Source organism: Janthinobacterium sp. FW305-128, assembly GCF_020858135.1.
In the GTDB taxonomy this organism is placed as follows: domain Bacteria; phylum Pseudomonadota; class Gammaproteobacteria; order Burkholderiales; family Burkholderiaceae_D; genus Janthinobacterium.
This window is the reverse complement of the sequence record NZ_JACYMK010000001.1, coordinates 450820-463832: the sequence shown is the minus strand read 5'-3', so window position 1 is coordinate 463832 and position 13013 is coordinate 450820. Positions and strand designations below refer to the sequence as shown.

At 64.9% G+C, this 13013-nt stretch carries 12 protein-coding genes; 1 reads left to right on the top strand and 11 read right to left on the bottom strand.

Translation table 11 applies throughout. From position 1 onward, the window contains the following. Nucleotides 1-55: 55 nt before the first annotated feature. The 4 genes from ampD to IGS60_RS02100 all read right to left on the bottom strand — a co-directional run bounded on the left by ampD (nucleotide 56) and on the right by IGS60_RS02100 (nucleotide 2898). On the bottom strand, nucleotides 56-667 hold the full coding sequence (gene ampD, locus IGS60_RS02115; RefSeq protein WP_070310136.1) for a 1,6-anhydro-N-acetylmuramyl-L-alanine amidase AmpD: 612 nt from the start codon (nucleotides 665-667) through the stop codon (nucleotides 56-58). Then, nucleotides 645-1724 carry a sigma-54 dependent transcriptional regulator gene (locus IGS60_RS02110; RefSeq protein WP_306798455.1) on the bottom strand — a complete coding sequence of 360 codons (1080 nt, stop codon included), beginning with the start codon at nucleotides 1722-1724 and terminating at the stop codon, nucleotides 645-647. Before IGS60_RS02110 ends, ampD begins: the two co-directional genes overlap by 23 nt. Nucleotides 1725-1843: 119 nt before the next feature. Continuing rightward, a complete protein-coding gene (locus tag IGS60_RS02105) occupies nucleotides 1844-2098 on the bottom strand; it encodes a PP0621 family protein (protein WP_070218586.1) in 255 nt (84 codons plus the stop codon). Continuing rightward, nucleotides 2095-2898 carry an inner membrane protein YpjD gene (locus tag IGS60_RS02100; protein WP_070218587.1) on the bottom strand — a complete coding sequence of 268 codons (804 nt, stop codon included), beginning with the start codon at nucleotides 2896-2898 and terminating at the stop codon, nucleotides 2095-2097. Before IGS60_RS02100 ends, IGS60_RS02105 begins: the two co-directional genes overlap by 4 nt. Nucleotides 2899-3229: 331 nt before the next feature. Between IGS60_RS02100 and IGS60_RS02095 the strand changes: the two genes are divergently transcribed. Beyond that, a complete protein-coding gene (locus IGS60_RS02095) occupies nucleotides 3230-3769 on the top strand; it encodes a hypothetical protein (RefSeq protein WP_230502096.1) in 540 nt (179 codons plus the stop codon). A gap of 69 nt (nucleotides 3770-3838) precedes the next feature. Here IGS60_RS02095 and IGS60_RS02090 read toward each other — a convergent pair whose 3' ends face one another. The 7 genes from IGS60_RS02090 to IGS60_RS02060 form a co-directional block, all read right to left on the bottom strand. Beyond that, on the bottom strand, nucleotides 3839-4783 hold the full coding sequence (locus IGS60_RS02090; protein WP_099410811.1) for an ABC transporter substrate-binding protein: 945 nt from the start codon (nucleotides 4781-4783) through the stop codon (nucleotides 3839-3841). 236 nt (nucleotides 4784-5019) lie between these two features. Continuing rightward, the gene (locus tag IGS60_RS02085) at nucleotides 5020-7014 is read right to left on the bottom strand and encodes a MacB family efflux pump subunit (protein WP_230502678.1); all 1995 of its coding nucleotides are present in this window, start codon (nucleotides 7012-7014) and stop codon (nucleotides 5020-5022) included. Nucleotides 7015-7019: 5 nt separating this feature from the next. After that, a complete protein-coding gene (locus IGS60_RS02080) occupies nucleotides 7020-8207 on the bottom strand; it encodes an efflux RND transporter periplasmic adaptor subunit (protein ID WP_099410762.1) in 1188 nt (395 codons plus the stop codon). Nucleotides 8208-8298: 91 nt separating this feature from the next. Beyond that, nucleotides 8299-8640, bottom strand: a complete 342-nt coding sequence (locus IGS60_RS02075; protein WP_070218591.1) for a DUF3325 domain-containing protein — start codon at nucleotides 8638-8640, stop codon at nucleotides 8299-8301. Further along, a complete protein-coding gene (locus tag IGS60_RS02070) occupies nucleotides 8637-10334 on the bottom strand; it encodes a PepSY domain-containing protein (protein ID WP_230502094.1) in 1698 nt (565 codons plus the stop codon). The genes IGS60_RS02075 and IGS60_RS02070 overlap by 4 nt, the downstream gene beginning before the upstream one ends. Further along, complete coding sequence (locus tag IGS60_RS02065; RefSeq protein WP_230502092.1) at nucleotides 10331-10612, bottom strand: hypothetical protein; 282 nt, start codon at nucleotides 10610-10612, stop codon at nucleotides 10331-10333. The genes IGS60_RS02070 and IGS60_RS02065 overlap by 4 nt, the downstream gene beginning before the upstream one ends. Nucleotides 10613-10728: 116 nt before the next feature. Then, nucleotides 10729-12927, bottom strand: coding sequence for a TonB-dependent siderophore receptor (locus IGS60_RS02060; RefSeq protein ID WP_230502090.1), 2199 nt, complete (start codon nucleotides 12925-12927; stop codon nucleotides 10729-10731). Nucleotides 12928-13013: the final 86 nt, after the last annotated feature.

Sequence of the window (13013 nt, the reverse complement as noted above, 5' to 3'; positions counted from 1 at the left end):
CCAGCATCCGCCGGCGTAATTTTTTGTATTTTCATATACGATTTCGGTTGACTTTTCAGGGCATGGATGGAAAGCCCAATCCCCGCGAAGTAAGCGCTAACGCAGGCTGCCCGCGCAGGGTTTCCAGCCAGCACTCTTGATAAAAATGCCAGTCAAAAAACGGCCCCGGATCCGTCTTCCTTCCCGGTGCGATATGCTCGTGGCCGCGCACATGGGACAGCCCGTGGCGCGCCACCAGCGCCGCCGTCAGCGCCGCCAGCACATGGTATTGCCGCCGCTGGAAAGGCACATCGTCCGCGCCCTCCATTTCGATACCGATGGAATAGCCATTGCACTGCGGGCGTCCTTCGAATACGGACGCGCCCGCATGCCAAGCACGTTGATCAGTAGAAACATATTGCAACAACGCACCATCGCGCCGCACAAAAAAGTGCGCCGACACCTGCAAGCCACGCAGGTCGGCGAAGGAAGGATCGGCATTATAATCTACCCGGCCCGTAAACAAGTCCGACACATGCGGCCCGCCAAAGCGGCCACCCGGCAAGCTGATGTTATGAATCACCAGCAAGTCGACTTGCGCACCGTCCGGACGCGCATCACAGTACGGCGAGTCATAGCGCAGCGCGCCGTCGCACCAGCCGTCTTCATCTATCGTCCATCCGCTCATCAAGTAATGCTTCCTGTATCGTCAATTTCTGCATGCGGTAACGCAACTGGCGCACGCTCAGGCCCAGCTGACGCGCCGCCCGCGCGCGGTGATAACGCGCCTGGACCAGCGCCTGCATGATCATGTCGCGCTCGGCCTGACGCAAATACACGTCCAGCGGCAGGACCGGGCCCACGGCATATGCCGCCATGCCGGACAGGCACAGTTGCCGTTCCGGCAAGTCCGGCAATGCCGGCGCCGCCCGCAACGGCATGCTGCCCGCCCCGGATGGCAAGGCCAGCCCGTCGAGCGCGATCACGCCGCCGTCGGCAAAGGCCAGTGCCCGCTCCAGCACGTTTTCCAGTTCGCGCACATTGCCGGGAAACGCATACGCGGCCAGGGCCGCCAGCACGGGCGGCGCCAGGCTCACGGCCCGGCGTGGCGACAGGCGCGCCAGGATCACCTCACATAATACCTGCAGATCGCCGCGCCGTTCGCGCAGCGGCGGCAGCGCCAGTTCGATCACATTGAGGCGGTAAAACAGATCCTGGCGAAAGGTGCCGGCGGCCACGCCGCGCGCCAGGCCATGCTGGCTGGCGCACAGGATGCGCACGTCAACGGCTTCGTCGGCACTGCCGCCCAGCTTGCGCACGCGGCGCTCCTGCAGCACGCGCAACAGTTTCACCTGCATGGCCAGCGGCAGGTCGTCGACTTCGTCGAGCAGCAGGCTGCCGCCATGGGCCGCCTGGAACAAGCCCTGGCGCTCGTGCAGCGCGCCCGTGTAGGCGCCCGGGCGGCAGCCAAAGAATTCCGCTTCCATCAGCGCTTCGGGTATGGCGCCGCAGTTGACGGCGATAAACGGGAAGCCGGCGCGCGCGCCCTGCGCATGGATGGCGCGCGCCGCCAGTTCCTTGCCCGTGCCCGATTCGCCGCGGATGGCCACCGGCGCGCCGCAGCGGGCGATGCGGCTTATCTGCGCGCGCAGCGCCTGCATGGGCAAGGAATTACCGCTCAGTTGTGGCGCCGGCGGCATGCCGGTGGTGGTCACGGTCTGCTGGCTGGTGCGGGGACTGGACATGGGAGCGCGCCTTTCTGCAATGGCGGTGGCGAACCGCCTGCTGCAGATGCTACGCCGGACGAATGCCGGAGGTCGTTACGATACGGATGAGCAACGCGCGCGAAGCTGCGCGCTTGCCCTTACACGGTGGCGTGCGCGTGGCTGCAGTAATCGTGACCCTTGGCCTGCACGTTTTCCGAGGCCGGATAGTAGACGCCGCAATGGGCGCAGCACAGCATCAGCTCGGCATCGGGCAATTCCTGCGGCCGGCCCGGCGGCGCAAACGGATTCGGCGGCTGCTGCGCGCGGGCGCGCTGCTGCATGCCCCGGATCTTGCTGCGGATAGCAAACAGCACCAGGAACACCAGCGCCAGCCAGAATAAAACACGTGTCATGCGAATCCTCGGTGTAAAACCACTTCCAGTACAAAACGGCTGCCGACATAGGCCAGCAACAAGGTGGCGAAACCGGCCAGGGTAAAGCTCAGCGCCGTCTTGCCGCGCCAGCCGCGAAAGCGGCGCCCCGCCAGCAGGGCGGCAAACAATAACCACGACAGCATGGTAAACACGGATTTGTGATCCCAGTTGAGCGCCTTGCCAAATAATTGCTCGGAGAACACGATGCCCGACAGCACGGTCAAGCTGAGCAAAATAAAACCGAGGCCAATCATGCGGAACAGCAGCTTTTCCATCGTCAGCAGGGCGGGCAGCTGGTCCAGCGCGCTGCCGATGAAGCCGCGGCTTTCGCTGCGCGTATGCAGCCGCGATTCCTGCAGCGCCATCAGCACGGCGTGAAAGGCGGCGATCGTCAAGGTGCTGTAGGCGAGCACGGCCACGGCGATATGCCAGCCGAAGACGGCCGACTTGCCTTCCATGCTGACCTGGCTGCCGGGAAAGGCCCAGGCCAAGCCGATGGCGATGACGGCGCTGGGCATGACCATGCGGCGCAGGCCGTCCAGGCTGAAATTGCGGTTCTCTATCCAGTAGGCGCCCACCGAGACCCACAGCGCGGCCGACAGCATGGCGGAAAAACCGAAGCGCAAGGTGCCCGGCGCCATCAGGTCGAACCACAGGGTGGCGGCGTGCGCCAGCCAGGCGACGCCGGTCAGGCCGGCAATGAGCCGGGCACGGGACGAGGGAAGCACCGCGCACGCCGCATACAACAGGGCGGCGATGAAAAAGAAATAGATCTGCATAGTTTAAGTTTACACCATAGCCGGCAAGCGCGATTCAAGCGACAGTATGGGCTGCAGGCAATTCGCCGCCAGCCGATACCGCAAGCCTGCCATGATATCGTGCCTCGGGCGCGACGGGGTGGCGCACCCTCAAGATTTCGGCAATCTTTCCTTCCATGTACGGTCGCCGCGTCGCGGCCACGTTGCCATCTGGATGAGCCAGCCCTATAATTATGTCCATAGAGCAACAATCTTTCACTTTTCGCCACCTGCCCCCATCGCCATGTTTTCTTTCAAAAAAATTTCCTGGACCTGTCTGCTGCTGGCCGCCTGCACTATATTAAGCGGCTGCATGAAAGATGCGCCGTCACAATCCACGTACGAAGAGTATTTCCGTACCTCGATCCAGGGCTATGACCTGTACAAGGAGTACTTCGACATCGCGAAGCTGGAAAAGCTGAACGGCTGGAAAGAGAACGAACAATATGAAATCAAGGGCTCGGCCGTGCTGCGCGCCAAGGTGGGCTACCTGGAATTGCTGGCCGACGTGGCCGACAAGCTCGAAGCGCAGACCAAGACGGACGGCTCCGTGGGCATGACCATGGGTTTGGGCCTGATGGCGCGCGGCATGGGCGGCGAAAACAAGGTGTTCCGCGAATTCTGGACGCAGCAGCAGGAAAAGAAGGCGATTCCCGCACCGCTGCTGGCGCGCCAGGCGGCGATGACGGCCGAGCGTTTCGAGAACCTGCTGCAATGGTCGGACCAGCTCGTGCAAGACAATTACGGCGCCATCATCAGCCGCCAGCTCAAGAAGGGCGATGAACTGACGCGCATCTACACCTTGAGCTTCCGGCAGACGGAAAAAGGCTGGATGGGTTTTAACGCCCGCTAAGGCCACGCCTCCACAAAAAAAACCTCCGCGCCATCGCTGGCACGGAGGTTTTTTACATGGTTGCCTGATTTACTTCACGTTCAGGCTCTTTTTCGCCTGCTCCAGCAAGTCCGTCTTGACCCAGTCCTTGGCCACAGGCGGTTTCGTCATGCGGCCCACGCCCGTTTTCACCATCACGTCCGTGGTGACCTGGATATGCTCGGGCGAGATGTCGTACGAATACGGCGAATTGCTGATCGCGTCGTCGAAGTCATCCTTCGTGATCTGGCCGCGGAACACGACTTCGCGCACATACTTTTCCGCCGTCGCCTTGTTGTCGATAAAGGTTTTCGTCGCTTCGACGAAGCAGCGCATGAATTTTTCCGCCACAGGACGGCGTTCCTTGTAGAACTTTTCCGTCATCACCATGGTCCGCACAGGCTCGCCGATCGGCGTGTCGTACGGTTTGATGACTTCGGTGCCAAAACCCTTGTTGATCGCCTGCGACGATTGCGGTTCCGACTGCATCATGGCGTCGATATTCTTGCCCATCAGCGCCTGGTTCAAGTCGGCGTAGGCGAGGAACACCAGCTGCACGTCCTTGCCCTTGGTTTCCGAATACGTCAGACCCGCCTGCGACAGCTCGGCCAGCAGCAGCACTTCCTGGATGCCGCCGCGCGTCACGCCCACGCGCTTGCCCTTGAGTTCCTTGACGCTGGCGATCTTTTGCCCGGCGCCCGCCACCAGGCGCGCGCCGCCCTTGGCAAAACCGGCCACCACATAGATCGGCGCGCCGCCGGCGCGGCCGGAAATGGCCGCTTCGGATGCCGTCGCGCCCACGTCCAGCTCGCCCGCGATAATTGCCTGCATCACGTCGAGGCCCTTGGCGAAGACATGCTCTTCGACCTTGATGCCGCACTTGGGCGCGATTTCCTTGATGTACGACACGGCGCCGTAGTGGGCGAATTTCAAATTCCCCAGGCGCACGACTTCCTGCGCCTGCGCCTGCACGGCGCCCATGCCGAACGCCAGCATGAGGGCGGCGGCAATACCGGTCTTCAAGGTTGATTTTTTCTGCATCGGGTTCTCCTGTGGTGGTTGACGTGTGCCCGTCAGGGCACAGCTATGCGAAACACGGCTTCTTATTATGGGGAGATAGTACCGTGTGTTGAGTCAGGAGCAATCTTTTTTATGGAAAGCCTGCCTTGGCGCTGTTGCAGCAGCGCAAAGACAGGCGAATCCGGGAGCAGCAAGCCCGGCTGCATGAAGCGTTACTGTCCCGCCAGCGCCACCACCGGATCGAGTCCCGACGCCTTGCGCGCCGGCATGAAGCCGAACACCAGCCCCGTCACCACGGCGCAGGCAAATGCGCCGGCGATGGCGCTGAGCGAAAAGATCACCGGCACGTCCCAGACCAGCAGCAGGCCGGCCACCGTCACGCCGACCACGATGCCGGCCACGCCGCCCACCACCGACACCAGCACGGCTTCGGTGAGGAACTGGCGCAGGATGTCGCGCCGGCGCGCGCCCGTCGCCATGCGGATGCCGATTTCGCGCGTGCGCTCGCGCACCGTCATCAGCATCACGTTCATGACGCCGATGCCGCCCACCACCAGCGAGACGGCGGCGATCAGGCTGAGCATCATGGTCATGTTGTCCTGCGTCTTGGCTTCGGCGGCGATCGACGCGGCCGCATTGCTTATGCCGTAGTCGCGGATGCGGTGGCGCTCGAACATGGTGGCGTCGACCGCCGCCTCCACCTCCGTCACGCGCTTGACGTCGTCCACCGCCATCACCGTGTACGTCGGCTCGCGCTGGCCGAAGACGCGGATGCCGGCCGTGGAAAACGGCAGCAGCAGCACGTCGTCTTCATCCTTCTCGCCCGTCAGCGCGCCCTTCGCGCTCATCACGCCGATCACCTGGAACGGCACGTTGCCGATCAGGATGCTCTGCCCCACGGGGTTGGCCACGTCGGGCATCAGCTTTTCGGCCAGGTGCGCGCCCAGCACGGCCACGGTGGCCATCTCGCGCTCGTCTTCCTCGGTAAAGAAGCCGCCTTTGGCCACGGGCCAGGTCTGGATCTGCGGCAGGGCCGGCCCCGTGCCGCGCACATAGGTCTGCACGTCGAGGTTACCGTGGCGTATCACCTTGTTGCCCGTAACATTCGGCAGCACGTGGGAAATGCCCGGCACGTCCTTGAGCGCATCGAGGTCGGCCAGGGTGATGCTGCGCCCGGGGATGCGCGAGCTTTCGCCGCGCGACGCCATGTACAGCAGGTTCGAGCCGAAGGCGCCCAGTTGCGCCATCACCTGCTGGCGCGTGCCCAGGCCGATGGCCAGCATGACGATCACGGAAGCGACGCCGATGACGATGCCGAGCAAGGTCAAGCCCGTGCGGAAACGGTTGATCCACAGCACGCGCCAGGCGGCGCGCGCCGCGTCGAGCAATTCCGTGCCCAGCGACGCGCCCGTGTCATGGGCGGCGCGCGACATGTCCAGCGGCGGCAGGGCCGTCGATGTGGCGGGAATGGCGATGGCGCCCGAGTCTGCGATGATTTCGCCGTCGCTGATCTCGATCACGCGGCGCGCCTGGGCCGCCACCTTGCGGTCATGCGTGATGAGGATGATGGTATGGCCCGCGTCGGCCAGTTCGCCCAAGAGGGCCATGACTTCGGCACCGCTGCTGCTATCTAACGCCCCCGTCGGTTCATCGGCGAGGATGATGCGCCCGCCATTCATCAGGGCACGCGCGATCGACACGCGCTGCTGCTGCCCGCCCGACAATTGATTCGGCCGGTGGTCGAGCCGCTCGCCCAGGCCCAGGCGCTTGAGCAGCGCTTCCGAGCGGGCGTGGCGGGCCGCGGCCGGCATGCCCGCGTACAAGGCAGGCACTTCCACGTTTTCGCGCGCCGATTCGGTGGCGATCAGGTGATAACCCTGGAAGACGAAGCCGAACGCTTCGCGCCGCAGCCACGCCAGTTCATCGGGATTCAGGCTGGCCACGTCCTGGCCGGCGAAACGGTAAGTGCCGTCGCTGGGCCTGTCCAGGCACCCAAGCAAGTGCATCAGGGTCGATTTGCCGGAACCGGACGCACCGACGATGGCGACGAATTCGCCGGCGCCGATAGCCAGGGTCAAGCCGCGCAACACTTCCACGGCCGGCGCGCCATCGTGGCCGCCGTAGCGCTTGCGGATGCCGGCAAGCTCGATCAGGGGCGCCGCCTGGCCGCCTTCTCCGCTTTGTCCCAGAGAAGCGGCCTCGCTCATCGCGCTCACAGCTGGAACCTGCTGCTGCCGCTGCCGGCCGGCTGCTCGCCCGTGACCAGCAATTCGCCTTCGCGCAAGCCTTGCAGCACTTCCGCGCTGAGGCGGTTGCGCACGCCCACGGTGACGGCGCGCGTATCGACCTTGCCGTCCGCATCCATCACGCGGGCCGTGAACTGCCCCGGCTTGGCGCCTTCTTCCGTCGATGGTTTCAGGGCCGGCAAGGGCACGGCCAGCACATTGTTCGCCGCTGCCGTGACAAACACCACTTGCGCCGTCATCTGCGGCATCAATTCGCCATCGGCGTTATCGACGTCGAACAGCACGGTATACAAGATCACCTTGCTGGTTGACGGCGCCAGGGCCGTGCCGGCGGCGGAACCACCGGGCACCGGCGGCGCCGGCAGCACTTGCCGTACCTTGCCGCTCCAGCGCCGCTGGTCGCCGCCCAGGGTGGTGAAGTACACGGGCATGTCCGGGCGCACGCGGCGCACGTCCGCTTCCGACACTTCCGTCCATACCGTCATGGCAGACAAATCGGCGATGCGCAGGATGTTCGGCGTCTGGTAGGTGGCGTTCAGGGTTTGCCCCTCTTTCGCGTCCAGGCCCACCACCTTGCCGGCCATCGGCGCGTAGATGCGCGTATAGCCGAGGCGCGCCTCGTCCGCCTTCAGGCTGGCCTGCGTCTGGTCGATCTGCGCCTTCAGGTGGTCGATCTTGGCGCCGGCCGAGGCCAGGGTGGCTTCGGCCGTCTCCAGGTCGGCCAGCGGCGTCGAATCGAACTTGGCCATCTGCTTCTGGCGCACGTGCTGCTGGCCCGCCAGGCGATGCTGCGCCTGCTGGTCGGCCAGCTGCGCGCGCAAGCCCGCCAGCGCGGCACGGCCCGCGTCGACCGTGGCTTGCTGCACGCTGGGGTCGATCTCGGCCAGCAACTGGCCTTTTTCCACGGCGCTGCCCGGCTGCACGTGCAGGCGGGTGATCTGGCCCGACACCTGCGCACCCACGTCGACATAGGTTTGCGGCTGCAGGGTGCCGATGGCCGTGACGCTGGCCTCGATATTGCCGCGCTTGACGGGCGCCGTGTCGAACACGGTGGCCGGGCCGCGCGTGGCCCACAGTGCGCCGGCGCCGAACAGCGCCAGCAAGACCACGCCGCCGAGGATGCGGGCGCGGCGCGAAGGCAGTCGGGCCGCCATCAGGAAGCCGCCTTGCGGTTACAGGTACAGTAAAACGGTGTCGCCAAACGTGAAAAATACATCGGTCTATCCTTGAAAATAGCGGTGGACATCACCGCAGGAACGTCACAAGACCTGCCAGCGCGGCGACGGCTGCCAGCAGGGAACTACGCAACAGCAAGCGGGGCGCATACGGCAGCAGCAGGGCCACCAGCAGCGCGCCGGCCGAAATGAACCCCAGCCAGGCGACGACGCCGACGGTGGCGCTCCAGCCGGCCACGCAAGGCCAGATGGCCAGCGCCAGCAGGACGGCACCCGCCAGCTGCAGCGCGCGCCGCACGTTCGGCGCCGCGTCCCTGCCCCAGACCTGGCCATGGTGGCGGTCCATCGCCAGCGAGAGGCTGGCCATGCCCGCATACGACAGGCCCAGCGCGCACAGGATGGTGTTAATCATGACTGTCCTTCCGTAGTGACGTGCAGGCTGACCGATGGTGTTTCCTTGCTTGCCGTCTTTTTGAGCGGTTTTTCCTTGCGCTGGTGGACTTTCCACGCGCCCCAGGCGGCCAGCAGGCCGAAGGCCATGCTGCCCAGCTCCACGCCGGCGCTTTCCCAGTCGCCGCGCGCGATCTGCGCCGCCAGGTTGTCGCCCGTGCTCAGGACATTGAGCACCGGCAGCAGCAGGCACAGGGCGGCCAGCAAGCCCAGTTGCTCGATCCACGCGCGCCTTTCCGCGCGCAGGCAGGCGTGCACGAGCATCAAAAACCACATGCCGAAGAAGGCCCGCACTTCCCAGCCGGCGCGGTGCTCAAGGCCGACGGGGATCAAACGGTTCGCCCACAGGAAGCCCACGCAGGCGATGGACAGGCCGGCAATCGCCGCCACGTTCAGGCATTCGATGACGCGGTAGACGCGCTGCGTGTAAGCGCCGAACTCGCCGCCCGACTTCTGGCGGCGCTTGACCATGAACATGATCGCGCCCGTGCCCATCATGGCCGTGCCGGCCAGGCCGCAGAAAAAGTACAGCCAGCGCATGGGCGTGCCGCCAAAACCCACCATGTGCAGATTCGACATGACGGAGCGCGTCAGGCCCGCGCCGCCCGTGTCGGACGCACCGGGCAGGCGCAAGGCGGTCTGCTCGCCCGTGGCCAGCGCATAGCAGGCCCTGCCCGTGTTGGCGCTGATGCGTTCCATCGTGTCCGTCTCTTCATTCCAGCCGTACATGCACACGCGCATGGAGGCGTCGTTCGGATTGTCCAGCACCACGGCGCGGATTTCCTGGCCGATGGACTGCTCGGCGCGCAGCGCGAACGCTTCCAGCGCGGGAATGGCCAGCGGCTGGCCCGTCTTCACGGGTTTGCCCGCGTCGTTCCAGTCGCTCAAAAAGGCTTTCTTGGGATTGTCCATGCCGTATTGCGCCGCCACGGGGGCCGGCACATAGTCATCGCTGAAGAATGCCAGGCCCGTGTAGGCGATCATGAACTGGAACGGCAAGGTCAGCACGGCCACGGCGTTGTGCGCGTCGAGCCACGAGCGCTGGCCTTTGGCCGGGCGGAAGGTGAAGAAATCCTTGAAGATGCGCTTGTGCGTGATGACGCCGCTCACCAGCGCCACCAGCATGATCATGGTGGTGATGCCGACGATCCAGACGCCGATGCGCCCCGCGTGCAGCTCGTAGTGGAAATCGACGAAATGGTGACCGCCGATGGTTTCCCGTTCCGTTGCCTCGCGCGCATGTTCGATGACGGCGCCCGTCAGCGGATCGAGCTCCGCCGAGCCATAGCCGCCGCTGGGCTGGAACCAGTAGGCGGACAGGCCGTGGCCGGGACGCTGCACGGGCCAGATTTCCCACATGTCCGCCTTCGGATGTTCCTTGGCCATGAAGTCGAGCGCCAGCTCCAGGCGGTGGCCACGGTCCGTGACCTTCGGCAACGGCGGATCGTTCGCATGCGCCGCTTCTTCCAACGCGTGTTCGGGCGTCATCCAGTGCCCGATCGGGTCGTCGAAGACGGCCAGGGTGCCGGTCAGGAAGATGGCGAACAGCAGCCAGGAAATCCACAGGCCGCTCCAGGTATGCAGCCAGGCCATGGCCTGGCGCAGGCCGCCCTGCTGCGGCGTTTTCACCACTTTGTCTACCTTGACGGCGCTCATGCGGCACCCCGCGACAGCAGCAGGCCGATGCCGCCGCACAGGATCGCTGGCAACAGCATGCCCAGCCAGGCGCGGCGCAGGTCCTGCACGGCAAAGACCCAGATCACGGCGCAGGTGTAGACGACAAAGGCGCTCAGGGTCGCCGTCAGCACGGCTTCGGCGCGCGACAGCGGCAGCATGGCCGCCAGAAGCACGGCCACGCCGGACGTGAGCGCATAGCCGCCAAAGACGGCGGCAAGCACGCGCGAAAACAACATCATGTTGGCCGACTTCATCATCGCGGCACTCCCCGTGGCATACGCCGGCTCACGCCATTACTGGCGTGGGCCAGATTCAACTGCACATCCATAAGCCATGCATCCTTCATCAAGATAGGTCATTCAAAAGTGATTGTTTACAGTTTGTAGTTCAATGTCAGCATCACGTTGCGCGGCGCCCCTGCCAGGTTGCCGAAGACATCGGAATAGATGCTCTGGTAATAATGCTTGTCCAGCGCATTGTTGACGTTCAGGCGCAGCTCGGCGCGGCTGTCGATCTGCCAGGCCGCGTTCAGGCCCACGATCGCATAGCGGCCCTGGCGCAGATGGTAGGTGCCGTCGCTCGACTCGGTCGCGCCCTGCCCGTACACCGACGCGCCGACGCGCCAGCCCTGTGCGGCGCCGGACAGGCGGTAGCTGGTGGCCAGCTTGAGCTGCTGGCGCGGATAGCGGCTGTTGAAATCCTTGCCGATATTGGCCGGATCGCTGTCGCGCGTGAATTGCGCCTTCACATACGTAAAACCGGCCGACAGCTGCCAGTCCGGCGTCAGCGCGCCCGCCACGTCCAGCTCCACGCCTTCGCTGCGCACTTCGCCCGACGCGCGCTGGCAATAGCCCCAGGTGCTGCCGGGGCAGGGATTCGGACCGGCCAGGTCGTCCACGCCGCGGTTCTGCTGGCGGATCTGGAACACGGCCGCGCTGGCATTGAGGGCGCCGCCGAAGTATTCGCCTTTCACGCCCGCTTCATAGTTGGTGCCGCTGATCGGTTTCAGGGGCCGCGCATTGGCATCGGTGGACGCCTGTGGCTGGAAGATCTCGGTCCAGCTGGCGTACACGGAATGCTGCTTGTCGAGGTCATACACGACACCGGCGTACGGCGTGAATTCGCGCGCCACCGAGTAGCCGGCATCGTCCTTGTACCAGCTCACGCGCCCGCCCAGCACCAGCGACAGCGGCTCGGTCAGGCGCAGGCGCGTGCCCGCATACACGCCGCTTTGCTCGGTAATGCTGGCCGTGCGCCACTGCGCGTAATTGATGACGGGGCGCGCCACGCTGCCCGCGTCCCAGTGGAACGGGTCGAGCACGGGCGCAGCCGCGCCCCAGCTGTACGGCGCCCAGCCGCCATAGCTGTTTTTCGACGAACGGCGGTGGCTGGCACCGACCGTCAGCTCGTGCTCGCGGCCGAACAGGCTGTAGCTGCCGCTCGCATAGGCGTCATAGCTGGTGTTGGCCAGTTCGGCGCGGTAGCTTTGCGAATTGAAGCGCAGGGTGTCGCCGCGGCGGTTGATGCCGGAAAACGTCGTGTCGATCTCGGGCGTCTTGCGCGTGGCCGCCAGCTTGGCCTTCCAGCCGTTGGCGAAGCGGTGTTCCAGTTCGGCGAAGATGGTTTTATCGGTCTGGCGCCAGCCGTCGAAATCGCTGCCCAGGTAGGTGGAACGGGGCAAATGCAAAAAGCGGCCGTCGGCGGCCGTCACCACGCCCGTCGAGACGCCGTCGTTGTCCGTCTTGCGGTAATGCGCGCCCACGGTCAACGTGGTATCGGGACGCAGATCGGCCTCGATGATGCCGTACAGCTGGTGATTGCGTCCATGCAGCACGTCGACAAAATCCTTCTTGTCCTGCACCGTGACGACCATGCGCCCGCGCAGGGTCTTCGCTGCGTTGAGCGCGTTGGCCGCATCGGCTTCCAGGCGGTAGTTGCTCCAGCTGCCGATGCTGGCCGAGAACGACGCTTGCGGCGTGGCCGTCGGGCGCTTGCGCACCATGTTGATGGCCGCGCTGGGCGTGCCGCTGCCCGTCATCAAGCCCGTGGCGCCGCGCACCACCTCGATGCGGTCATAGATGGCCAGGTCGTCATTGTCGCCATTGAACGTGCCGTTCGCGCCCAGGCTGGTAGGCAAGCCGTCGAACAGGATGTTGTCGATTGGAAAGCCCCGCGCGCTGAAACTGCCCGAATCGCCCGTAAAGTTGCCTTTTTGCATGACCAGCCCCGTGATCGACTGCACGGCATCGTCCAGGGTCGTGATGCCGAGGTCGTCGATCTGCTGGCGCGTCAGCACGCTGACCGACTGCGGCGTTTCGCGCAGCGACAGGTTCAGCTTGGTTGCCGTGTTGCTCACGCCCGTCGTGTAGGAGCCGCTGCCTTCCGTCGTCGCATCGCGCCCCGCCGTGACGGACACGCCGAGCATGGTTTGCTCGGTCGCGGGAATGGCTGGCGCCTGCTGCGCCAGCGCCGGCAGGCTGGCGGCCAGGCACAGGGCCGCGGCAGCTTGCGCCAGCGGACGCAGTGAGGAGTGAGAGGATGGCAAACTGACAAAAGGCAAAGCGTGCGACATGAAAGTTCCTGATAGTAATGGCGTCATGAGACGGTAAAAAACAGGCGCCTACCTTGTAGGTGCCGCGAAAACGAAAAACGGGCAGC

Bases quoted from the DNA above. Each gene is read 5' to 3' on its own strand.
- IGS60_RS02075 (WP_070218591.1), bottom strand. From the start codon at position 8,640: ATGATTAACACCATCCTGTGCGCGCTGGGCCTGTCGTATGCGGGCATG.
- IGS60_RS02105 (WP_070218586.1), bottom strand. From the start codon at position 2,098: ATGACACGTGTTTTATTCTGGCTGGCGCTGGTGTTCCTGGTGCTGTTT.
- IGS60_RS02090 (WP_099410811.1), bottom strand. From the start codon at position 4,783: ATGCTGGCGTTCGGCATGGGCGCCGTGCAGGCGCAGGCGCAGGAAGTC.
- ampD (WP_070310136.1), bottom strand. From the start codon at position 667: ATGAGCGGATGGACGATAGATGAAGACGGCTGGTGCGACGGCGCGCTG.
- IGS60_RS02080 (WP_099410762.1), bottom strand. From the start codon at position 8,207: ATGGCGGCCCGACTGCCTTCGCGCCGCGCCCGCATCCTCGGCGGCGTG.
- IGS60_RS02085 (WP_230502678.1), bottom strand. From the start codon at position 7,014: ATGAGCGAGGCCGCTTCTCTGGGACAAAGCGGAGAAGGCGGCCAGGCG.
- IGS60_RS02100 (WP_070218587.1), bottom strand. From the start codon at position 2,898: ATGCAGATCTATTTCTTTTTCATCGCCGCCCTGTTGTATGCGGCGTGC.
- IGS60_RS02095 (WP_230502096.1), top strand. From the start codon at position 3,230: ATGAAAGATGCGCCGTCACAATCCACGTACGAAGAGTATTTCCGTACC.
- IGS60_RS02070 (WP_230502094.1), bottom strand. From the start codon at position 10,334: ATGAGCGCCGTCAAGGTAGACAAAGTGGTGAAAACGCCGCAGCAGGGC.
- IGS60_RS02060 (WP_230502090.1), bottom strand. From the start codon at position 12,927: ATGTCGCACGCTTTGCCTTTTGTCAGTTTGCCATCCTCTCACTCCTCA.
- IGS60_RS02110 (WP_306798455.1), bottom strand. From the start codon at position 1,724: ATGTCCAGTCCCCGCACCAGCCAGCAGACCGTGACCACCACCGGCATG.
- IGS60_RS02065 (WP_230502092.1), bottom strand. From the start codon at position 10,612: ATGATGAAGTCGGCCAACATGATGTTGTTTTCGCGCGTGCTTGCCGCC.